At 35.5% G+C, this 23,260-nt stretch carries 23 protein-coding genes; 6 read left to right on the top strand and 17 right to left on the bottom strand.

Annotated elements, in window-relative coordinates; all coding sequences use genetic code 11:
* Positions 1-35: 35 nt before the first annotated feature.
* Positions 36-968: a DUF3078 domain-containing protein gene (locus tag FDY99_RS09740; protein ID WP_074230670.1), complete on the top strand. Its 933-nt coding sequence runs from the start codon at positions 36-38 to the stop codon at positions 966-968.
* A 205-nt stretch (positions 969-1,173) separates the two neighbouring features.
* On the top strand, positions 1,174-2,097 hold the full coding sequence (locus FDY99_RS09735) for a DUF3078 domain-containing protein (RefSeq protein ID WP_139421092.1): 924 nt from the start codon (positions 1,174-1,176) through the stop codon (positions 2,095-2,097).
* Between the two features lie 67 nt (positions 2,098-2,164).
* Here FDY99_RS09735 and sufD read toward each other — a convergent pair whose 3' ends face one another.
* The 5 genes from sufD to FDY99_RS09710 all read right to left on the bottom strand — a co-directional run bounded on the left by sufD (position 2,165) and on the right by FDY99_RS09710 (position 6,693).
* A complete protein-coding gene (sufD, locus tag FDY99_RS09730; protein ID WP_139421090.1) occupies positions 2,165-3,469 on the bottom strand; it encodes a Fe-S cluster assembly protein SufD in 1,305 nt (434 codons plus the stop codon).
* Between the two features lie 50 nt (positions 3,470-3,519).
* A complete protein-coding gene (locus tag FDY99_RS09725; protein ID WP_228448764.1) occupies positions 3,520-3,933 on the bottom strand; it encodes a four helix bundle protein in 414 nt (137 codons plus the stop codon).
* Between the two features lie 15 nt (positions 3,934-3,948).
* Entirely contained in the window at positions 3,949-4,692 is a 744-nt protein-coding gene (gene sufC / locus FDY99_RS09720) for a Fe-S cluster assembly ATPase SufC (protein WP_139421088.1), read from the bottom strand.
* Positions 4,693-4,828: 136 nt separating this feature from the next.
* Positions 4,829-6,277: a Fe-S cluster assembly protein SufB gene (sufB, locus tag FDY99_RS09715; protein ID WP_102979632.1), complete on the bottom strand. Its 1,449-nt coding sequence runs from the start codon at positions 6,275-6,277 to the stop codon at positions 4,829-4,831.
* Between the two features lie 86 nt (positions 6,278-6,363).
* The gene (locus FDY99_RS09710) at positions 6,364-6,693 is read right to left on the bottom strand and encodes a HesB/IscA family protein (protein WP_066677384.1); all 330 of its coding nucleotides are present in this window, start codon (positions 6,691-6,693) and stop codon (positions 6,364-6,366) included.
* Between the two features lie 145 nt (positions 6,694-6,838).
* Here FDY99_RS09710 and FDY99_RS09705 point away from each other — a divergent pair, with 145 nt between their 5' ends.
* On the top strand, positions 6,839-7,675 hold the full coding sequence (locus FDY99_RS09705; RefSeq protein ID WP_139421086.1) for a GLPGLI family protein: 837 nt from the start codon (positions 6,839-6,841) through the stop codon (positions 7,673-7,675).
* Between the two features lie 37 nt (positions 7,676-7,712).
* Here FDY99_RS09705 and ypfJ read toward each other — a convergent pair whose 3' ends face one another.
* Positions 7,713-8,573 (bottom strand): KPN_02809 family neutral zinc metallopeptidase, encoded by an 861-nt coding sequence (ypfJ, locus tag FDY99_RS09700; RefSeq protein WP_139421084.1) that lies wholly within the window; start codon positions 8,571-8,573, stop codon positions 7,713-7,715.
* A gap of 45 nt (positions 8,574-8,618) precedes the next feature.
* Between ypfJ and FDY99_RS09695 the strand changes: the two genes are divergently transcribed.
* Genes FDY99_RS09695 through FDY99_RS09685 form a run of 3 tightly spaced genes read left to right on the top strand, consistent with a single transcriptional unit; the run spans position 8,619 to position 10,464 of the window.
* A complete protein-coding gene (locus tag FDY99_RS09695) occupies positions 8,619-8,966 on the top strand; it encodes a hypothetical protein (RefSeq protein WP_074230677.1) in 348 nt (115 codons plus the stop codon).
* Positions 8,966-9,298 carry a hypothetical protein gene (locus FDY99_RS09690; RefSeq protein WP_102979634.1) on the top strand — a complete coding sequence of 111 codons (333 nt, stop codon included), beginning with the start codon at positions 8,966-8,968 and terminating at the stop codon, positions 9,296-9,298. Before FDY99_RS09695 ends, FDY99_RS09690 begins: the two co-directional genes overlap by 1 nt.
* Positions 9,299-9,303: 5 nt before the next feature.
* Complete coding sequence (locus FDY99_RS09685; protein WP_185148723.1) at positions 9,304-10,464, top strand: glutathionylspermidine synthase family protein; 1,161 nt, start codon at positions 9,304-9,306, stop codon at positions 10,462-10,464.
* Positions 10,465-10,497: 33 nt separating this feature from the next.
* On the opposite strand, the gene ribH is transcribed toward FDY99_RS09685, so the two are convergent.
* The 11 genes from ribH to FDY99_RS09630 form a co-directional block, all read right to left on the bottom strand.
* Complete coding sequence (gene ribH / locus FDY99_RS09680; RefSeq protein WP_139421081.1) at positions 10,498-11,013, bottom strand: 6,7-dimethyl-8-ribityllumazine synthase; 516 nt, start codon at positions 11,011-11,013, stop codon at positions 10,498-10,500.
* Positions 11,014-11,016: 3 nt separating this feature from the next.
* On the bottom strand, positions 11,017-11,727 hold the full coding sequence (locus FDY99_RS09675; protein ID WP_074230680.1) for a YfgM family protein: 711 nt from the start codon (positions 11,725-11,727) through the stop codon (positions 11,017-11,019).
* 160 nt (positions 11,728-11,887) lie between these two features.
* Positions 11,888-12,424 (bottom strand): adenine phosphoribosyltransferase, encoded by a 537-nt coding sequence (locus FDY99_RS09670; protein WP_139421079.1) that lies wholly within the window; start codon positions 12,422-12,424, stop codon positions 11,888-11,890.
* Positions 12,425-12,427: 3 nt separating this feature from the next.
* Positions 12,428-13,618 (bottom strand): hypothetical protein, encoded by a 1,191-nt coding sequence (locus tag FDY99_RS09665; protein ID WP_139421077.1) that lies wholly within the window; start codon positions 13,616-13,618, stop codon positions 12,428-12,430.
* A gap of 52 nt (positions 13,619-13,670) precedes the next feature.
* Positions 13,671-14,690, bottom strand: coding sequence for a hypothetical protein (locus FDY99_RS09660; RefSeq protein WP_139421076.1), 1,020 nt, complete (start codon positions 14,688-14,690; stop codon positions 13,671-13,673).
* A 150-nt stretch (positions 14,691-14,840) separates the two neighbouring features.
* Positions 14,841-16,172, bottom strand: coding sequence for a quinol:cytochrome C oxidoreductase (locus FDY99_RS09655; protein ID WP_074230684.1), 1,332 nt, complete (start codon positions 16,170-16,172; stop codon positions 14,841-14,843).
* A gap of 8 nt (positions 16,173-16,180) precedes the next feature.
* On the bottom strand, positions 16,181-16,867 hold the full coding sequence (locus tag FDY99_RS09650) for a c-type cytochrome (RefSeq protein WP_074230685.1): 687 nt from the start codon (positions 16,865-16,867) through the stop codon (positions 16,181-16,183).
* On the bottom strand, positions 16,860-17,381 hold the full coding sequence (locus FDY99_RS09645) for a DUF3341 domain-containing protein (RefSeq protein WP_074230686.1): 522 nt from the start codon (positions 17,379-17,381) through the stop codon (positions 16,860-16,862). Before FDY99_RS09645 ends, FDY99_RS09650 begins: the two co-directional genes overlap by 8 nt.
* On the bottom strand, positions 17,368-18,765 hold the full coding sequence (gene nrfD, locus FDY99_RS09640) for an NrfD/PsrC family molybdoenzyme membrane anchor subunit (RefSeq protein WP_139421074.1): 1,398 nt from the start codon (positions 18,763-18,765) through the stop codon (positions 17,368-17,370). Before nrfD ends, FDY99_RS09645 begins: the two co-directional genes overlap by 14 nt.
* A gap of 30 nt (positions 18,766-18,795) precedes the next feature.
* Positions 18,796-21,858, bottom strand: a complete 3,063-nt coding sequence (locus FDY99_RS09635; protein WP_139421072.1) for a TAT-variant-translocated molybdopterin oxidoreductase — start codon at positions 21,856-21,858, stop codon at positions 18,796-18,798.
* A 24-nt stretch (positions 21,859-21,882) separates the two neighbouring features.
* Entirely contained in the window at positions 21,883-23,241 is a 1,359-nt protein-coding gene (locus tag FDY99_RS09630) for a c-type cytochrome (protein WP_139421070.1), read from the bottom strand.
* Positions 23,242-23,260 lie beyond the last annotated feature (19 nt).

Here is a 23,260-nt window from a genome sequence, read left to right as displayed (position 1 = left end):
TTTACTTATTTTTGTGGCGTAAAAATTTTGGATTTATGAGAAAGATTTTCATGTTATTTTTTATTTATCTAAGTGTAAGTTCTTTTGCACAGGTAATTATCAGTGATTCTGCAGCAGTTGATACTATTAAAAAGCCAAGACATTGGTCTGTTCTTGCCAAGAATAGCGTGATGTTTAATCAGGCAGCTTTTTCTAACTGGGTTGGTGGTGGAGCCAATAATGTAGGTTGGCTTGCAAGTGCAAATTATAATCTTACCTATGAAAAAGGCCGCCATCTTTGGGAAAATATTATCATCTTAAATTATGGACAAAATACTACAAAAGGAATTGGTACCAGAAAAACACAAGATGTTCTTAATTTTTCTACAAACTACGGTAGACAGTTTTCAAAAAGCTGGTATGTTTCTGCGGGAGCGAGTTTGCTTTCTCAGTTTTCGGGAGGTTTTGAAGATGGAAATAATCCAGAAGCAAAAAAAATATCAAATTTTATGGCTCCGGGTTATGTGAATGCCGGTTTAGGGATAACTTATAGACCTGATGAAAATCTTACTGTAACTTTAAGACCTGCCAACGGAAGGTTTACATTTGTCCTCGATAAAGAGCTTCAGCTTGCCGGAAATTATGGACTAAAGTCGGATGGCGATTTTTTCCTTATGCAGCTCGGTTTTCTTGGTTCTGCAATCTATAAAGTAAAGTTGATGGAAAATATTGAAATGACCAATACAGCCTCTATATTCTCAAATTATCTTGATAAACCAGATCATATGGTGCTTTCGTACAATATGCTTTTAAATATGAAAATCAATAGGTTTATCTCTTCCATCGTTACCGTAGACGTAATGTATGATCATAATCAGATACAAAAAACGCAGCTGAAACAAACACTCGGAATAGGATTTGCGTATAATATTGATAATGGTGTAAAACGTTCGGCCAGAAAAGATAATCAATGGTGGTTAAAGAAATAATCTAAAAATAAATATCAGGAAAAGTAATTCAGATTTGAGTTACTTTTTTTATGCTTAAAATTGTGATTTTTTTAATTTAATTAAATCTTGTTTAAGATAAGTTGTATTTTTAATACCTTAGATAAACATAAATGATACTGATTTCCATGAAATAGTATGTATTTTTTATTTAAAAGAAATAAACCATTTTTAAAATAAATTAATCATGAGAAAAATTTTATTGCCAATTTCCATATTTCTGGGAATGTATGTTTCTGCTCAGGAAACAAATGCAGATTCACCTGCAGCAGATACTTTAAAAGCATGGTCTATTCAGGCTCAAAACACATTAATGCTCAATCAGGCTGCCTTTTCAAATTGGGTAGGTGGTGGAGCCAACAATGTAGGCTGGCTTGCCGGAGTAAACTATAATCTTACTTACGAAAAAGGCAAATATCTCTGGGAAAATATTATTGTTTTGGGATATGGACAAAATAATACTAAAGGAGTGGGAACACGAAAAACTCAGGATGTGATCAATCTATCAACCAATTTTGGAAAAGAGTTTGTGAAAAACTGGTATCTTTCTGCAGGAGCGAGTTTACAATCTCAGTTTGCAGCTGGTTATGAAGATGGAAATAATCCCGAAGCCGCTATACTTTCCAATTTTATGGCTCCCGGTTTTGTGAATATTGGTGTTGGTGTTACGTATCGCCCGAATGATAATTTTACAATGACTTTAAGACCAGCCAACGCAAGAATGACTTTTGTTCTGGGTGAAGAACTTCAAAAAGCCGGAACTTATGGTTTGAAAAATGATGGCGATTCTATGCTGTTTCAGTTCGGTTTCTTGGGAACGGCTATTTATAAAATGAAATTAATGGAAAATATAAGTCTAATCAATACAGGCTCGGTATTTTCAAATTATATAGATCATCCGGAAAGGTTGGTGCTTTCTTATGGTGCTGTTTTAAATATGAAAATCAACCGATTTATTTCAACCAATGTTACCGTTGATGTTTTGTATGATCACAATCAGATTCAGAAAACTCAGTTGAAACAAACTTTGGGAGTTGGTTTTGCCTATAATATTGATAATGGTGTAAAAAGATCTGAAAGAAAAGATAATCAGTCCTGGATGAAGAAATAGCTAAATTTAATACAAAAGGAAGCACTTCAAATCGAAGTGCTTCCTTTTTATATATGTTTTTTTGAGTTTAAAACTCAATACTAACTTCCAGTTTTTCTGTCAAAAGCTTTGAAATTTTTTCCTTTAAAGGCTCGATGTCGATATTCTGCATTGCATCGTTTGCGAAAGCAAATAACAATAAAGCCTGAGCTTCTTTCTTAGAAATTCCTCTTGCTCTAAGATAGAATAAAGCGTCTTTATTTAGCTGTCCAACGGTACAACCGTGAGAACACTTCACGTCGTCTGCAAAAATCTCCAACTGAGGTTTTGTATCAATTGTAGCTCCTTCGCTTAAAAGAACGTTATTATTCTGCTGATAAGCATTGGTTTTTTGTGCCAATTTATCTACAAAAACTTTTCCGTTGAAAACTCCGTGAGATTTATCTTTAAAAATACCTTTATAATTCTGGTAACTTTCACAGTTTGGCTGATTATGATGAACTGCAGTGTGGTGATCTACCAACTGATCTTTACCGATAATCGTGATTCCGTTCATGAAAGAATTGATATTCGATCCGTTTTGAATGAAATCTAAATTATTTCTAACGATTTTTCCGCCAAAAGAAAAAGTATTGACTGTCGTTAAACTGTCTCTTTCCTGTTTTGCGAAAGTATGATCTACCAAATAAGAAGTATCATTGTCATTTTGCAATTTATGCCAATCTGCTTTTGCGTTCGGTGATGTGAAAATTTCTGTCACAGAATTGGTGAAAACATAAGTTTCATCAAAATTGTGGTGGCTTTCAATCACTTCAACTTTTGCTCCTTCTTCTACAATCAATAAATTTCTTGTGTTATAGAAAGTGTTTTCTTCCTGATTTTGAGAAAGATAAAAAACGTGAATTGGTTTTTCAATCACAACATTTTTAGGCACTTTCAGGAAAAATCCGTATTTACAGTAAGCTTGATTCAGGTTTGTAAAGGCTAAATCTTTTGCTGCAATTGTATTGAAATAGGTATCGAAAACATCTTTGTGATTTTCGTCATTCAAAGCGTAATTGAATGATAAAAACTCTGCGTTTTCAATAGAAATCTTAGAAAGCTCTTTGTGAAGCTGGCCGTTTACAAAAACGATCCAGTCAAAATTTTCTTCTCCAAAATGTAGCTCATCAAGTTGCTCTTTGGTGATGTTATGGCTTTCTTTCGGGAAAAAATTATAATCTTTCTCGATGATTTCTTTAATGTTGGTATATTTATATTCTTCGTCTTTCTTCGTAGGAAAACCAAGTTTAACAAATTTTCCTAATGCTTCAACTCTCGTTTCATCTAAAAAACGATGACGAAGGGTACTAAGAAATTCGCTGTGATTATTTAAAATTTGCTCTGATAACATATTTGAGATTTGAAGTTTGAGATTTGAAATTGTGAATGAAAACCTTTTGGCTAATCATCATTTCGGTTAAATTTATTTCCTTTATGAGTTGATTTTTTCAAATAAGTAATAAATCCCGATAGTTTTTTTGAAATCTCAAGACTTTCATTTTTAAGTTTTATAAATGTTTCACTGTCTAAATATTGTCTGTCATATGCTCTTATCAACTGAGAACGAACTTCACCAGCCGAGCCTTTAGACATTGTCAGAAAATTGACAAATTCACGATTCCCTTCTCTTTCAAAGCCTTCTGCAATATTATTCATTATTGAAGAAGCAGCTCTGTCAATCTGAGATTTATCGTGATGTAGAAATTTTTCGTTTTGCAGACAATTTTGATATATTGATTGGCAGAAATTTCGAGAACTCTGCCAAATTTCTAAATCTTCAAAATTATTTATTGTCCCCAAAATGTCAAATTTCAAATATCGAATTTCAAATTAATTGAGTAGCCAGTCGTAACCTTTTGCTTCTAATTCCAATGCTAAAGATTTGTCGCCTGTTTTAATGATTTTTCCGTTCGCTAAAACGTGTACATAATCAGGCTGAATATAATTAAGCAATCTTTGATAGTGCGTAATCAAAAGAACTGCATTTCCTTCGTTTTTGAAAGTGTTTACACCATCTGCAACGATTCTCAATGCGTCGATATCTAATCCTGAATCTGTTTCATCCAAAATAGCTAATTTAGGATTCAGCATCATCATCTGGAAAATCTCATTCCTTTTTTTCTCACCTCCTGAAAATCCTTCGTTCAATGATCTAGAAAGAAAATCTTTTTTAATACCTAATTTCTCAGATTTCTCACGAATCATTGCCAACATTTCTTTTGCAGGCATTTCTTCTAATCCGTTTGCTTTTCTGTTTTCATTTAAAGCAGCTTTAATGAAATTGGTCACAGAAACTCCAGGAATTTCTACAGGATATTGAAAAGAAAGGAAAATACCTTTGTGAGCTCTTTCTTCAGGAGCATCTTCGATGATGTTTTCACCATCAAATAAAATTTCACCTTCAGTAACTTCGTAATCTTCTTTCCCTGCAATTACAGAAGAAAGAGTAGATTTTCCAGCTCCGTTTGGTCCCATGATCGCATGAACTTCGCCCGGTTTTATTTCAAGATTGATACCTTTTAATATCTGTGCGCCATCTTCAATTCTGGCGTGTAAGTTTTTAATATTTAACATTATATATGTTTAAAACTTTTTTATAATTTTATTTTTGTTATTTCGACGGAGGAGAAATCTTTTAATTGAGATTCTTCACTCCATTTCATTTCGTTCAGAATGACAAAAACGTGTCAGACTAAGCTGAGCAGAAGTATTATCCAACAGAACCTTCCAAGGAAATCTCTAATAATTTCTGAGCTTCAATAGCAAATTCCATCGGAAGTTTATTTAAAACTTCTTTACTGAAACCATTTACAATTAAAGCGATTGCTCTTTCCGTATCGATACCTCTCTGATTACAGTAGAAAATCTGGTCTTCACCGATTTTTGAAGTTGTAGCTTCATGTTCTAACTGTGCAGTTGGATCTTTAATCTCGATGTAAGGGAAAGTGTGCGCTCCACATTCGTTACCCATCAATAATGAGTCACATTGTGAGAAGTTTCTGGCTCCTTTTGCAGAAGGCATTACTTTTACTTGTCCTCTGTAAGAGTTTTGAGATTTTCCTGCAGAAATTCCTTTAGAAATAATCGTTGATTTTGTATTCTTTCCAATGTGGATCATCTTTGTACCGGTATCTGCATATTGATGATTGTTGGTTACCGCGATAGAGTAGAACTCACCGATTGAACCATCACCTTTTAAGATACAAGAAGGATATTTCCAAGTTACAGCAGAACCTGTTTCAACTTGCGTCCAAGAGATTTTTGCTTTATACTCGCAAAGTCCTCTTTTGGTTACGAAATTGAAAACTCCACCCTTACCTTCTTCATTTCCTGGGTACCAGTTTTGAACGGTAGAATATTTAATTTCAGCATTATCCATTGCAATTAATTCTACAACGGCAGCATGAAGTTGATTTTCATCTCTTGACGGAGCAGTACAACCTTCCAGATAAGAAACATAGCTTCCTTCATCTGCAATAACTAGTGTTCTTTCAAACTGACCTGTTCCTGCCTGATTAATTCTGAAATAAGTTGAAAGTTCCATCGGACATCTTACTCCTTTTGGAATATAACAGAAACTTCCATCAGAAAATACTGCGGAATTTAATGCTGCGTAAAAGTTATCTCCTCTCGGAACTACTTTTCCAAGATATTTTCTTACTAAATCAGGGTGATTTTTGATTGCCTCAGAGATTGAGCAGAAGATAATTCCTTTTTCAGCTAATGTATCCTGGAATGTTGTTTTTACAGAAACAGAATCGATTACGATATCAACAGCAACACCCGAAAGTCTTTTCTGTTCTTCGATGTTGATTCCTAATTTTGCAAAAGTTGCCAATAATTCCGGGTCAACTTCATCCAAGCTTTCCAATTCAGGCTTTGCTTTTGGCGCAGCATAATATTTTATTGCTTGAAAATCTGGTTTTTCGTATTTGATATTCGCCCAAGTAGGCTCAGTCATTTTCAACCAAATTTTGAATGATTCCAAACGCCATTCTGTCATCCATTCCGGCTCCTCTTTCTTCGCAGAAATTGCACGGACAATGTCTTCATTTAAACCAATTGGGAAATCTTCATAGTCAATCTTGGTTTCCCAACCAAATTCATATTTTTTATTTTCTAAGTCGACTCTTAAATCGTCTTCAGTATATTTACTCATTTTAATAGATTTTAGAAATTAGATTTTAGAAATTAGATCTCAGACTTTCAAGGTCTTGAATCTATTGTCTAGCATCTAGTATCTAATTATAAGCTAAAACTCTCTCCACAACCACACGTTCTGGATGCATTAGGATTATTAAAAATAAATCCTTTTCCATTTAAACCTCCGGAATATTCTAAAGTGGTACCTGCCAAGTAAAGTATCGATTTTTTTTCAACAACGATTTTTATTCCGTTATCTTCAAAAATCTGATCTGTTTCGTTTTGCTTATTGTCGAAACCTAACATATACTCCAGTCCTGAACATCCACCGCTTTTTACCCCAACTCTTATATAATCTTCAGCAGGGTTAAAGCCATCTTCTGTCATCAGTTGAATCGCTTTTACCTTTGCCTGATCTGAAACCTTTATCATTGTATTAATTTAGAATGATTTAATCTTGCAAAAATACAAACAATAATCAGTAAATAAAAATCGACGTTTTTATTTTATCGATTTTTATCATCGATGCTTTAACTTTGATGTGTATTTAAAATCAAAACTATAAATCAGGAAAATAATGAAAAAATTGGGCATCCTTGCTGTAGCCTTACTTGCGCAGGTTACTTTCGCACAAACTAACAGATTTGTTTATCAGGTAACCTCAAAACCAGATATCAATAATAAAAGTGATATTAAAACTGAAAATGCTTATTTAGACATTTCAGCAGAAAAATCAATGTTCTATTCTGAGAATAGAATTAAAAGAGATTCTGTAATGAAAGCCAACTTTCAAAGTGGGGGAGCAAGAGGTTTTAACAGAGAACAAATGGATGGTTTGAGAACGAATATTAATTATTCAATCGAAAAAAATAAAAAAGATCAGAAAATTATTTACAAAGATCGTTTGGGTAGAGATCAATATTCTTACGAAAAAGATAGACCTCTGAACTGGAAAATTTTATCTGAAACCACAAAAATTGGTGATTATAAAGTACAAAAAGCGGAAACGGATTTTGGCGGAAGAAAATGGATTGCTTGGTTTACCACAGATCTTCCTTATCAGGATGGACCGTATAAATTCAGCGGTCTTCCCGGTTTGGTTGTAAAAGCGGAAGATTCTACCGGAGATTATTCTTTCGATTTAATGAAAAACTATAAGATTTCTGATTTTCCGGAAATGGTTACATTTGGAAACGTGATGAAAGTAAAAAGAACGGATTATGTAAAACAACAGGAAAAATATAAAACTGATCCGGCGTCTTTTATGAATAGCCAACGTGGAGGCGGCGGAATTTCTGCTCCAATGAGAATTGGAGGCGGCGGAAATCAAAATCCTGCAGATATGAGAAAGCGAATGGAAGAAAGAGCAAAAGAAGAGGCGAAGCGAAACAGCAATCCTATCGAACTAAAATAAAACAAAAAGGTCTGAAGAAATTTCTTCAGACCTTTTTTTATCTTAAAAGTTGACTAAAAGTGTCACCCTGTTTGATGTCTCCGGAATTATATCCTTTCATAAACCATTCTTTACGCTGTGCCGATGAGCCATGAGTAAAGCTTTCCTGATTTACATAACCTTGTGATCTCTTCTGGATGTTATCATCACCAACTGCTTCTGCAGCATTAAGTGCTGATTCTAAATCTCCGGGTTCAATAAATGATTTTTCTCTGTCACCCGTAACTCTAGACCAAAGTCCGGCATAAAAATCTGCCTGAAGTTCTGTTGCTACAGAAATTTGATTAAGCTGTGCTTCAGAATATTTTCCGCTACGTCTTGCTTTATCGGTTTCGTTTAAAGTTCCTAAAAGATTTTGTACGTGATGTCCCATTTCGTGAGCCATTACATAAGCAACGGTAAATTCGGTTACTTTTGCGCCAAATTTCTCTTGTAGCTCATTAAAGAAACTCATATCCATATAAACTGACTGATCTGTCGGACAATAAAACGGACCCATTGCAGATTGTGCTAATCCACATCCGGAATCTGTGTTGCTTCTGAATAAAACGACTCTTGCCGGTCGATATTGAAGGCCATTTTCTGCGAAAACTTTAGTCCAGGTTTCTTCGTTTTCGGCGGTAATCATTTCGATCATTTCACCAATTTTTTTGTCAGCTTCTGTAAGCTCTCTTTGCTCAGTCTGCGCTCCGTTATTTGAAACTCCGGAAGAAAGAATTGCAGAAGGATCACCACCTAAGAAAAATACAATAGCAGCGATAATTATTGTGCCTAATCCGCCACCAACAATTGCTCCTCCGCTACCGCCTGAAGCACGTCTGTCGTCTACATTTGTACTTCGGTCTTCAGTCCATTTCATATTAAAATAATTTTAAGAGTAAAGTTAAAATTTTAAATAATATTTTTGTCAAAAATTACAATTAAAGTGAGAAAAATTCAAATTGCTCTTTTGTTTTTTAGTTTAATGGGTATTACTGCCTGTAACGACAGTGAATCCAAAGAAGATGAAGTAAAAGATATTGATAAAAAATCGGCAATCGAAACCGAGCTTTCTGTGCAGCACATCGATACTGCAGATGTTTTAATAACAAAACATAAGATCTGGAAAAATAATAAACTCTTTAAAGAAATTATAAAAAGAGATACTATTCCGAGTTTGGGAGATACATTACAGACTGTGGAAGATGAGGCCGGAAATGAGCATAACGCTAAAGTGAAAAAGGATTACGAATTTTATATAACCGTTCAGTAATGAAAAAGTCTAGTTCTATAAAATTACTTTTCGTCACAGGAATTCTTGCTGCCTGTTCTCAGGAAAAGCCCAAAAATCAATGGGATAAAGAGAAAAAGGTGTACATGAGATCAGATACTACTGCATCTTATTCCAGATCGCATGGTTTTATGACTGGTTTTTTGCTGTATCATGCCTTCCGACCTTATGGAGCATACAGCAATGGTGCTTATCAAAAAGCGGGATATTACAGTAATGCAATCAGCACAAAATCTAATATAGGAAGAAGTACTTATAAAGGAAATGTGGTGAGAGGAGGATTGGGAAAAAGTGGTTTCAGAGCATCATCTTAGATATTATGAAAAGAATACAATCACAATTCCGAAAAAACTGGGAACATAAACTTGAAAACCTCGGCTTTGGCTATCATTCTTTGGAAGGGCTTTACTGGGATGAAAGTCATTACTACGAATTTTCATCTGATGAAATCAACAAAATAGAAAACGCAACGATCGAATTGTGGCAGATGTGTCTTCAGGCTGTAGATTATATTATTGAAAAAAATCTTTGGGACAAATTTAATATTCCGGAATCTTTTAGAAATTATATTATTACAAGCTGGGAAGAAGATCATCCTTCGATTTACGGGAGGTTTGATTTTGGTTTTGATGGTGAAAACCTGAAGCTTCTCGAATTCAATGCAGACACGCCGACTTCTTTATACGAAGCTTCGGTCATTCAATGGTATTGGCTGCAGGAAATGTTTCCCTACAAAGATCAGTTCAATTCTATTCATGAAAAGCTGGTCGATTATTGGACGTATCTTAAAAAATATATGAATCCGCATTATATTTATTTTGCTTCATTAACGAATATTGAAGATGTAACCAATGTAGAGTATTTACGGGACTGTGCTACACAAGCAGGTTTTGAAACAGAATTTATTCCTATCCAAGATATTGGTTGGGCAGAAGATATTGAAGAATTCATTGCCGGAGACAAAACCATTATGGAGTATATTTTTAAACTATATCCTTACGAATGGATCCTGGAAGATGGTTTTGGCGAGAAATTAATCCGTAATAATTTCAGATCTCAGTGGATGGAACCTGCCTGGAAAGTTCTTCTTTCCTCAAAAGCTATTTTGCCGATTCTTTGGGAACTATTTCCTAATCATCCGTATTTGCTGGAATGTTATTTTGAACCAAAACATTTGACAGACTTCGTTAAAAAACCCATCTATTCCAGAGAAGGAGATAACGTAAGTTTATTTAAAAATAATGTTGCGGTAGAAGAAAATAGCGGTGATTACGGCAAAGAAGGTTTTATTTACCAGCAATTATTTGAGCTTCCAAACTTCGACGGGAATTATCCTGTCATTGGAAGTTGGGTAATCGGGCAAGAATCTGCCGGAATTGGGATCCGAGAAAGCGTACATTTGATTACCAATAACCAGAGTAGGTTTATCCCTCATTTGATAGATTCAAATAAAATTTACATACAAGAAAAGGAGCTGTAAAAAGCTCCTTTTTTATTTCAATAGATTCAGATTTTAATTTCCGAAACCGATGTTTCCTTTTTTATCAGAAAGATTTCTTTTAAAATTGATCATGCTTAAAGCCGTAACTGCTGCTTCAACACCTTTATTTCCTAAATCACCACCGCTTCTTGCTATTGATTGCTCTTTTGTGTCATCTGTCAACACACAGAAAATGGTTGGAGTATCGGTTAAAATATTACAGTCTTTAATTCCCTGCGCAACGGCATCACAAACGAAATCAAAATGAGGAGTTTCTCCTCTGATGACACATCCGATTGCAATTACAGCATCAAACTTTCGTTCTTTGCAAAGCTGCATGCTTGCGTAATTTAATTCAAAAGCTCCGGGAACGGAAAACTGTTTTATGTTTTCAGCTTTTACACCTTCTTTTTCTAGAATTTCTAAAGCTGCATCGCGTAGATTGTATGTTACAAAGTCATTCCACTCAGAAAAAACAATGCCGATAGAAAAATCTTCGGCATTGGCTATATTAAGTGGCTTGTAATCTGAAAGATTAACTGTTGCCATGTTTTAATTTAAATATTTAGTCATTTCGATATAAGAATCAGACATTCCGTTGTCGTAGTCCTGATATTTTTCGTCGATTGTTGCAAAGTATTTTTTAGCTTCCGCATTTTTCTTCATTCCTAAAGCTACAATCCCTGCTTTTCTTGTAAAATAATAAGAAGTATAAGGATCATCAGATGCTGAAGCCGCTTTGTCTAATAATGCTAAAGCTTCGTCATTTTTATTAAGACCAGATTTTGCATCTGCCATTGCGCCAAACTTCATTGCCATCAATGTTTTGTTATCAGAAGAAAATTTGTCTAAAAGATCATGAGCTTCCTGAAATTTTCCTTCTTTTAATTTTAATAAACCTGCGTTGTAAGCAGAAAGTTTACCCACTTTCGTAGAAGAATATTCGTTATAAGTTCCTAAAAATCCAGGATTAGCTGCAGATTTTCCACCTAAAGCCTCTTTATCTTTACCTTCTGTAAGGTTTTTTTGTGCTGCTAAATAAGTTTTTACAGCTTCAGCATTCTTTGGAGCTACCACAAATTGCTGGTATCCGAAAAAGCCTAAAACCCCTAAAACAACAACCCCAAAAGCAATGCTTAATGGTTTCTGATATTTTTCTAGGAATCTTTCTGTGTTTAAAGCCTCTCTGTCAAGGTCTTTAAAGAATTCCACTGTTTCTTTACCTTCTTGCTCATTTGGAGCATTTTTTCCCAATTTTGCCATAAATTCTTAAAAAATTGAATTGCAAATTTAATTGTTTCTGAGTGATTTACAAAATCTTTATCTGTATTATTAATAAAAGAGAATGAAAGACTTGTAAATATTGTGAATTGTTAATAGAGAATTGTTATTTTTTGATTTATTTGAACTCTCTTTACTAAATTTAATATTCTAACGTGTGATAGATTTCAGCATTAAACTTTTTAAGTTTTTCGTCACCATTTAAATCTTTTAACCCGATTAAAAAACTAAACTGAACGACTTCTGCGCCTTGTTTTTCTATCAGTTTTGCTGCTGCTTCGGTTGTTCCTCCCGTTGCTAAAAGATCATCATGAATTAAAATTCGTTGTCCTTTTTTTATTTGTCCTTCTCTGGTTTCTATTTCTGCGCTTCCATATTCCAGATCATATTTTTCTGAGATGATCGGTGGTGGAAGTTTTCCTTTTTTTCTGATCAAAATAAATGGAACTTGCAAAGCGACTGCAATTGAAATTCCGAAAAGATAACCGCGGCTTTCAATTCCACAGACTGCATCTACTTTTCCTTTACTGAATTTTACCAGATCTTCGATTACTTCTTCATACAATTTAGGATTAAGAAAAATCGGTGTAATATCTTTAAACTGAATTCCCGGAATCGGAAAATCAGGAATGTTTTCTATGGTTTCCTCCAGTTTTTTAATGAGTTCCTGAGATGCCATATTTTAAGGATTGATCTTATAACTTGAGATTTTCCACTCTCCGTTTACATTTTTAAGACCGAAAGTAACCTTTAAGGAGGTCGTTTTCCCGTTTTTATCGGTCACATCGTATGTTGCATTAACACTTGATGAATTGGTGCCGGTTCCGTTTGTAGAAATGTTTTTAACACTTACATTTTTTACAGCTCCAAAACCTGAAGTAGGGTTTGAGAACGATTCGTAAGATCCCCAACTTGGGTTACTTGAAGAATCGAAAGCTGCTTTTAAGTTTTGTGAACTTACATTATTTAAAAACTTACTTACCGTATTTTTAGGATCTGCAGTCGGCTGTTTCGGTTGAGACGGAACTGCTGTTGCCGGATCTGTACCCGTTGTTGGCGGAGTTGTCGGATTATTTGGGTCAATTACCGCATTCGGATCCTGAACAATCATTGTAGAATCTGTTTTTGGTACTTCAGGAACTTTTAAAGCTGAAGGATTTACATCTAAACCAATTTTCGACATTTTGAAAGTCTTCGCAGTGGTTTTTACCGAAACGGTAATATCAATTTTATTATCAACAATTTTTGAAGCCAATAAAGATGAAAACTTAAGACTAAAACCTCTGAAATTATTATCCTGCATTAGGTTTTTGGCTGTTGAAAGCTTTACACCGTTACTGAATACTTCTAACGTAGTTTCTAAACCGGCACCTGTAAACGCAATAGGATTTCCTGCATTGTCAACCAATCTTGGAACGATTTGCATTGCAGTTGGCCCATTTCCTGTGTCTCCTGAAAGTTGGGTAAGAATGCTTAATGAGCTCGCTCTTACATCGTTCGGATCACTTTCTTTAGCGGTTTCGTCACCAAAGATATTCATTTCACCTAATGATGGCGGAGCTGTACTTGCCCATTCGATACCGTTTTGCTGTGCAACCTGATCTGCCAATGATAATATTTCTGGCACTTTTTTGCCGTTAATCAACTGACCCAATGCTTTCAATTCGTTTACATCGCCTTCTGCTTCTACACCGAAAGTTTTAAGAATATAAAGCGCTTCATTAAATTTTATCTGCTTAATGGTGGTAAGATCAGACGCCATATCATTGATACTCGACTGCAAAGTCTGTGTCGTTGTTGCATCTACATGATCTTTTTTGCATGCTGTGAAAAGCAACAAGCTGAAGATGAGTAGCAAAGAAAACTTTTTCATTTTAATTATGGTTTATGGCAAATTTAGTAAAACCTTTATTAAAACTGATTTTTTATTTTTTGTTTTCTTTTTCTTTTAAATCATCTTTGAAGAATGAGCTGAAAATTGCCTGCATATTTGGAAAAGACGCATCCTGCCAATAATTTGATTTGTAGTTGCTGTAGTTTTTATTTAATTTCACTTCTCCTTCCACATCATTATCATCGCTGAAATCTAATTCTGTTGGATAAAAGTTTTTATAAGAAATAAGCTGGTTGTAATCTGGTTCACTTTTATGTTTAAATTTAATGTAACCAATCTCGTTTGATTCTAAAAAATCTCTCAAATCTTTTTTAGAGTCTTTTTCATAAGAATGATTAATTAATGCTTTAATATCATAAAGTCTGTATCCAAAAAGAGCCATTTCTTTTTCCTGTAAAGCAGTTCCGCTGATTTCTATTTCGTCTTTTGTTTTTCCTTTCAATTCTTTGATAACCGCTTTTCTATTTTTGTACTCTTCAATATTTCCGACATTTGGTAATTTAGGAAGATCTAAAAATGCATTGTAATCTAGAAGTCCGGTTTGTTTTCTGTCGGTTGACGGATTTTCTAATCTGAAAACTCTGTATTGTTGCACATTCGTGCTTTTCAATTTTTTTGTTTTGTTATCGAAAACATAAGTGGCTATTCCATCCAAGTAACAGTTTAGTCTACCATTTACGGTTAGATAAGCATTAAAATTTCCTTTTACTAGAACATATTTTGCAGGTTTATTGTTTTTAATGACAACCGCTTCGATATCTTTTACTCTGTCATTTAGTTTTACAATATCTTTATTGATATCGTTAAATGATAAAGTGGCTATAGAAATGTTGTCATACACCAACTGAAATTTTTCCTGTTCGGGAGAGAGTGCTGATTTCTCAATTTTCCCATCGATGTCTGATGTTGCCAAAATATTTCCGTTTTTTCCAAATACCGAAACTTTAGGAAGTGGTGCGTCTGTTTTTTCTGAAACAAAAGTAATGCTTTGCGCATTGACTACATTGAATAGAACGATCAACAGAAAGTTTAAAAGAAAAGTTTTTTTCATAGTTTTTAATTTAGTTTAAAAGGTAAGCATTAAAGTCTACTCTTATGACGAAATATTTTTGAAATGGTTGCCTAGCTTTTTTTGATTATGTGCAAAAAAAAGACTGATTATTAAAATCAGTCTTTTTAAAGTTTATTTTGTTACAAGTCCTTAGAAAGGATACTCATAAATTTCAGATTCGTGTAAGTAAGGGTTACCTGTAGGAATCAGTTTCAATTTAGCTAATGCTGAAAGCACTGTAAACATAAACAATCCTGCGATAAATAAAATAGAACCCAATACTAATAACAGAACTTCCGGAGTATTCCAGTAAGGTCCTACTGTTCCTGGCATTACCATATTGAAGTAATCTAAAAGGTGACCTAAGATTACAATGATTGCCATTGTAGTTACTACTTTGTAGTTTCTCTTGATGCTGCTACTTACTAATACCAATAAAGGTAATAAGAAGTTTACAACAAGCATTGGTAAGAAAGTAGGAGAGTAGTGCTCAAATCTTCCGAAGAAATAATTTACTTCTTCCGGGATGTTTGCATACCAATACAACATGAACTGTGCAAACCAAGTGTACGTCCAAAGCATACTTGTAGCGAAAAGGAAAACTCCTAAATCGTGCAAGTGATTATCGTTAAACTGTGGTAAGAAACCATTTTTCTTAAGATAAACACTTAATAGAATGATTACCGCAATACCACTTGAAAGGCAGCTAACCATTGAATACCAAATATACATTGTAGAATACCAGTGAGGGTCAATAGACATCAACCAATCCCAAGCCCAAGCTGCAGAAGCAAACCCGAAGAATGCGATATATCCTACTGCCCATCTGTAAAGGAATTGATACTCAACCAAAGATTTTGTATCGTCTACTTTTTTAGACTGAGCTTTTAATTTCCAAGCGAAGAATGAAGCTCCAATTACATAAATTAAAGTTCTTACTGCGTAGAAAGGAATATTTAAGAATATTTTCTTTTCAAATAAGATGACATCAAAGTGTGGAGATCCTTCTTTTGTTAATTCAGGATCCATCCAGTGGAAAAGGTGACCGTTGTGTGTGATATTAAGAATCATCAAGATTACTAAAATAGCACCCCCCCAAGGAATGTAAGAAGCAATAGCTTCCATCACTCTCGTGATAATAATTGGCCAACCTGCGTGAGCGGCATGTTGAATACAGTAAAAGAACAATACACAACAGCTTACTCCGAAGAAAAATACTGCTACAAAATGAATTGAAGCTAATGGCTGATTGTGAACCTGCATTTCTGCGTGCTCTAGGTGAGCAGCATGATCTTGAGGTCCTACCATTTCGCTTGAATGTGTAGGAGAATCATGACCAGCAGAATGCACTGCTTCCATCATGTGTTCTATTTTTTCTGTAGTAATTCCTTTATTTAAAAAGAAACCTGCAGCAAATAAAACTAAACCTACAACAAGAAGGATAATAGAAGTTGATTTTAATTTTGGTGAAAAACTATACATTTCTTTTCTTATTTTTTAGTTTCGGTAGTCTCAGTTGTTGCTGTCGCTGCTGCGGGAGCCGGAGCTGCGCTTTTTTTGAAAGCACTCATTACATACATTGCCACTCTCCATCTGTCTCCAGGATTTAATTGTCCTGCATAAGATCCCATAGCATTTCTACCGTTTGTTAATACATAATGTACAGATCCTACAGTGATTTCTCTATCTGCATAATTTGGTACACCAGAATAAGCTCCGCTTTGTACGATTGGCCCTTGTCCGTCACCACCAGTTCCGTGACAAGCTGAACAAGTACGATCAAAAAGCATTTTACCTCTTTCTATATCTTTAGCTGCATTAGCCGGATTAAGAGGAGAAGCGCTTATTGCTTTTGAAGCATCATAACCTGCGTTATATTCGTCCGGAGTTTTAGGAAGTTTACCTTCTTCAAATACTCCATCTTTATTTTGAGCTACTGAACCTTCTACAGGAGCAAGGCCAGTTGCACCGTTGTTTCTTACAAATGCAGGAATTTCATTTTCATGATCTGAATAAGCATCTTGAGCTTTCATCAACGGATCGTATGCCACTGGGAAATACATATCCGGGAAATATACTAGAGGTGCATTTTCATTTGGTCCGCAAGAATTAAGTAAAACTGTAGTTAAACCTAAAATTGCTGTAATTTTTAATACATTCTTTTTCATTTTAAGCATCTTTAACAGTTATTTCTTCTACTCCCGTTTCAATAAGCAACTGCTTTACAGATTCTACATCTTCAGTTACAAACTCCATAAGGAATTTATCATCTGTAGTTCTTGGATCTGGGTTTTGTGCAGGAGCTCCAGGATACATTTTATTTCTTACAAAGAAAGTAAGAGACATCATGTGTGCAGCACAGAATACCATCAATTCAAACATCGGGTCAATAAAAGCAGGGAAGTTGTTTACCCAGCTAAAAGATGGTTTACCACCAATGTTTTGTGCCCAGTCATGGTTCATAATGTACCAAGTAACCGTCAAACCTATAGAAACTCCATAAAGTGCATAAATGAAAGCAGCATCAGAAATTCTGGTTTTCTTTAAACCTAAAGCTTTGTCTAGGCCGTGAACAGGAAATGGGGTATAAACTTCGTTTATTGCAATTCCTTTATCGTTGAATGCTTTAACGCCGTTCATTAAATCGTCGTCGTCAGCATAAAGTCCGTATACAATTTTAGTGGTGCTCATCTCCTTCTTTTACTTTATAAGTTTCACCTGAGATTTTCAAGATCGATTTTAATTCTGCCTGTGCAATTACAGGGAATGTTCTTGCGTATAATAAGAATAATACAGAGAAGAATCCGATTGTACCTAAATATACACCTACGTCAATAATGGTTGGTTTAAACATCGTCCAAGAACCAGGCAAGTAATCTCTTGAAAGGTTAATTACGATGATGTCGAAACGCTCAAACCACATACCGATGTTGATAATTAATGCAATGATAAATGTTGCAATAATATTTGTTCTAACTCTTTTAAACCAGAACAATGCCGGGATAACAAGGTTACAGATAATCAACGCCCAGAACGCCCACCAATATGGTCCTACTGCAGCACCTGGTGAAAGGTAAGTAAAGTCTTCATATCTTGAACCAGAATACCATCCGATAAAATACTCAGTTGCATAAGCTACCGTTACCATACCACCTGTAAGAACGATTACGATGTTCATAATTTCGATATGATACATAGTGATGTAATCTTCCAAGTGACAAACTTTTCTAGCAATTAACAATAGTGTTTGTACCATTGCAAATCCTGAGAAGATTGCTCCAGCAACGAAGTAAGGAGGATAGATCGTAGAGTGCCATCCTTTAATAACTGAAGTTGCGAAGTCAAAAGATACCGTAGTGTGTACTGAGAATACAAGTGGAGTTGCTAAACCTGCCAATACCAAAGATACTTCTTCAAATCTCTGCCAGTGTTTTGCTTTTCCACCCCATCCGAAAGATAGTAGCGTATAAATTTTCTTAGTCCAAGGAGTTTTAGCTCTGTCTCTGATCATAGCAAAGTCAGGAATCAATCCGATAAACCAGAATACTGTTGATACAGAGAAATACGTACAGATTGCAAATACGTCCCAAAGTAGAGGAGAGTTGAAGTTAGTCCAAAGAGAACCAAACTGGTTAGGAAGAGGGAATACCCAATATCCTACCCAAACTCTACCCATGTGAATAAGCGGGAAGATTGCCGCCTGTACAACTGCGAAGATTGTCATTGCTTCCGCAGAACGGTTTACAGACATTCTCCATCGTTGTCTAAATAATAATAATACTGCTGAGATTAGGGTTCCGGCGTGACCGATACCTACCCACCATACGAAGTTGGTAATATCCCAACCCCAGTTAATAGTTCTGTTAAGCCCCCATGCTCCAATACCTGTTCCGATAGTATAAGCGATACAGCCGAATCCGTAGATGAAAAGAACTAAGGCTGCATATAGTGAGATCCACCATAATTTACCTGCTCTTTCTTCGATAGGTCGTGCAATATCTTCTGTGATATCGTGATAAGTTTTGTGACCAATAATCAGAGGTTCCCTTATCGGAGCTTCGTAATGTCCTGACATTTTTTACCTATTTATTATTTAAACTTTATTTTATACTCTATTTCTTACTTTAGCGTGATAGAACACATTTGGTTTGGTTCCGATCTCTTCAAGTAAATGATATCTTCTGTTGCTAGAATATAATTTTCTAACTGAAGATTCTTTGTCATTCATATCTCCAAACTGCATTGCTCCAGTAGAACATGCTGCTGCACAAGCACAAGAATTTTTAAATTCGTCGTCTGTTACTTTTCTGTTTTCTCTCTTCGCAGTCAAAATAGTTGCCTGAGTTTCCTGAATACACATTGAACATTTCTCCATTACCCCTCTTGTTCTTACAACAACATCAGGGTTAAGAACCATTCTTCCAAGATCGTTATTCATGTTGAAATCGAACTTGTCATTCAAGTTATAGGTAAACCAGTTGAAACGTCTTACTTTGTACGGACAGTTGTTTGCACAATATCTTGTACCGATACATCTGTTGTAAGCCATGTGGTTTTGTCCTTGCTTACTGTGAGAAGTTGCCGCTACCGGACAAACAGTTTCACATGGAGCGTGGTTACAGTGTTGACACATTACCGGCTGGAAGATCACATCTGGATTTTCTGCTGGGTTTTCTAATGCTCCTTCAATACCTAATAAATTACTTCCGTAAAGTTCAGGAACTGCCATTCCTTGTTTAAGACCATCATAAACAGTAACTTTTTGTTCAGAAGAATAGTAACGGTCAATTCTCAACCAGAACATATCTCTCGACATTCTGATTTCTTCTTTACCAACTACAGGAACGTTGTTTTCTGCCTGACAAGCAATAATACAAGCTCCACAACCCGTACAAGAGTTTAAGTCTACTGATAAGTTGAAGTGAGGACCATCTGTATCATCAAAAGCATCCCAAAGGTCAATTTTACCTGCTGGAAGAGCTCCGCTGATGGTGTGATATTCCAAAGGCTTGTTCCATCCTTTATGTTCGTCATCGAAAGGTACATTAATAAACTCTGCTAAAGGTACTTCTTTTGCAATTTCATAACGTCCCATTAATGTATTCTGAAGCTGTACTCCTGCAAACTCGTGCTCTTCACCCGTTTTTTCAATTGAAACGTTTGAAATCACTAAGTTTGAACCGTCAAATAAAGGATAAGCATTTACCCCTGTATCTGCAGTAGTTCCAGAATCTTTTTTACCATATCCTAAAGCAAGACCAACAGATCCGTCTGCCTGACCTGGCTGAATGAATACTGGTACGTTTTCTATTTTTACTCCGTTTACTGTAAGATTTACAAGAGAACCATCCAACTGCATTCTAGCATTTAGACTGTTTTCAATTCCTAATCTTTCAGCATCTTTGGTAGAAATTGTTAAGTAGTTATCCCAAGACATTCTTGTAATAGGATCTGGTAATTCCTGCAACCAAGGGTTGTTTGCCTGAGTTCCGTCTCCGATAGAAGTCTTTGTATAAAGTACTAATTCTAAATCTGAAGCTTTAAAATTACCTAATTCAGCTACAGCTTGAGCACCGTTTCCACCAGCATAAGACAACATCGTTGCATTATTAGAAGAAACAATACCGTTGTATAAAGCTTTGTTGAAAGAAGTTGCTCCTAGAAGAGAAGCCGCACTCGCTTTTAAGTAATCGTAGTAATTGTTTGCAGCATTGTTTTTTCCGTTTTTCCAAACCAATAAAGATTCTTCGATCTGTCTTGATTTGTAAATTTTTTGGATAGTCGGCTGCATCAATGTATAAACTCCAGTCTGAGGTTCCATATCACCCCAAGATTCTAGCCAGTTAGCTACCGGAATTACAGCTTTTGCTGCTTTATACATTTCGTTTTTCTTATCTGTAACAGCAATTACATAAGGAACTTTTGCCAAAGATTTTTTGAAATCCTGACCTTTGTTGTTAGAATAAATCGGGTCAACGTTGTTTGTAATCAATACACCAACCTGTCCTGCATTTACCCAACCTAAAAATTCCTGATATCTTGCTTTATCAAATTCTTTTAAGAAGTTTGCTTTACCTGTGAAAGCAACTGAACCTAATTTTTGGTTAATTAAGTGTGCTAAAACCTGTGCCGCTTTAGAACCGTCAGCTAAAACAACAGCTTTGCTTCCTTTAGCCTGCAATTCTTTTACAATTTCTGTAGCAACTTTACTTGTCGGTGCAGATCCTGTAACGATAGCGTTGTAAACTTCAACCAAAGCCTTGTTTACATCACTTGGTTTTACTCTGTATCTAGAGTCTGAGTTTGCACCCGTTAAAGACATGTTAGATTCAACCTGAATGTGTCTCAACATGTTTGGTCCCGGAACTCTTGCTGCTGCATAAGAAGTTTCTAAGCTAGCTGCATTAAAATCTCCTAGGAAATCAGCCTGGAAAGCAACTACCAATTCAGATCCTTTAAGATCGTAAACAGGCAATGCTCTTTGTCCGAAAACTTCCTGAGCTGCATCTAAAGCTGCAGAGTGAGGGAAAGCATCATAAGTTACTAATTCTGCCGTAGGATATTTTGCTTTAAATTCAGCAAATAATTTTTTGAATGTAGGTGAAGCGAAAGACTGAGATAAAAGAACAATCTTTTTACCTGCAGACTTAGCCTCGTTTAATCCTTTCAAAACGAAATCATCTACTTTATCGAAAGTTTCGTCTTTACCGTCAAGCTTAGGTTGCTTTACTTTATCATTATCATAAAGTGAAAGTACACTTGCCTGAGCTCTTGCGTTAGTTTTACCTAAATCTCCAGCTGCCGGGTTCGGATCGATTTTGATGGGTCTACCTTCTCTTGTTTTTACTAAAACACTTGCGAAGTCGAAACCGTCAAAATATGTTGAAGCGTAGTAATTTGGAACCCCAGGAATAATTTCGTGTGGTTTCACTACATAAGGAATCGTTTTGATTACCGGAGCTTCACAGGCAGCCAAAGTTACTGCTGCTGTAGAGAATCCTAATAATTTTAGGAAATCTCTTCTAGAGGTACCGTCAGTTTTTTCGGCACTTTCTAGAAAATCTTCTACCGGAATTTCTTCTTGGAACTCTTTAAGAGCCAGCTTACCTGTTAAGGCAGGGTCTTTAAGTTCGTGAATACTTCTAAATTGTATTTTGTTTGAAGCCATTTTATACTTCTAATTTTTTAGTTATTAATAATGACATTTACCACACTCAAGACCTCCAATTGCATCTACAGTGATTTTACCACCATCTTTCGGGTATTGCTTTTTAAGCTTTTCGTGTAGATTTTTGAAGTATTCTTTATTATAACCGTTGTTCATATCAATTTCGGTTGTTCTGTGACATTCGATACACCATCCCATAGTGAAATCGTTCGCCATTTGTACAACGTTCATTGTATCGATTTTTCCGTGACAAGCTTTACAAACTACGTCGATTTTATTGTCTGGATTTTTCTTGTTGAATGAATTGATAATCGCTTGCTCACCTGCTACTACGTGTTGAGAGTGGTTGAAGTAAACGAAATCTGGCATATTGTGGATTCTTGTCCATTCTACAGGAGTTGTTTTACCTGTGTATTGCTGTTTTGCAGAATCCCAACCTGTTGCTGCATAAATCTTCTGGATCTCTCCGTCGTAGAATGCTTTATCTTTTCCTGGCTCAATATATTTACCGTTATATTCAGAAATTGTTCTGTGACAGTTCATACAAACATTCATAGAAGGAATTTCAGATACTTTACCGTACTTAGCACTTGAGTGACATAATTGACAGTCAATTTTATTTTCTCCAGCGTGAATTTTGTGAGAGAAGTAGATAGGCTGTTCAGGCTTATATCCTTTGTAAACACCGATCCACATGATCCAGTTCCAGATACCGTAAGTCGCTAAAATAGCTAGTATAGCCAATAGACCTTTACCTATAAAGTGGTACTTTTCGTAGATTTCACTGAAAGATTTTACTCTAGTTTCATTAAGCCCAGTAAGTTCTTCAGACTGACCTAATTTTACCAATTGTCTTAGTTTGATTAAGATCCAAACCAATAAACCAGCGATAGCAATAAGCGAAATGATTACAATACTTGAAGTTGTATTGTTTGCTGGTGCAGCATTTGCTGTACCTGTTGCAGTGGCTGCAGCAGGATCAACTTTAGGCTCCTCAGCAGGAGGATTAGTTGTATAAGCTAAAATGTCATCAATATCCTTATCTGTAAGATTTGGAAAGACCTGCATTTCAGTCTTATTAAATTTTTCAAAAACTTCATTAGCATACTTATCGCCAGAAGCTCTAAGTGCTTTGTTGTCTTTAATCCACTTGTGAAGCCAATCTGTATCCAAACCTTGTTCGGTTTTCAACCTGTCTACAACTCCTTTCAAATCAGGTCCTACAACCTGTTTTCCTAAAGCGTGACATGCCGTACAGTTTGCCTTAAAAAGTTTCTCGCCATTTTTAGGATCGCCGTCTTGCCCGTAAATTGAAGCACTCGTTGATAGCAATAAACCTATCGCAATCAGCCCTTTTTTATAATGCTTTCTCCAACTAATCATTTAAATTGTCTTATGTTAG

It is taken from the genome of Chryseobacterium mulctrae (assembly GCF_006175945.1).
GTDB lineage: Bacteria > Bacteroidota > Bacteroidia > Flavobacteriales > Weeksellaceae > Chryseobacterium > Chryseobacterium mulctrae.
Note: the sequence above shows the minus strand (reverse complement) of the source record. Positions and strands in the feature narration are given on the sequence as shown.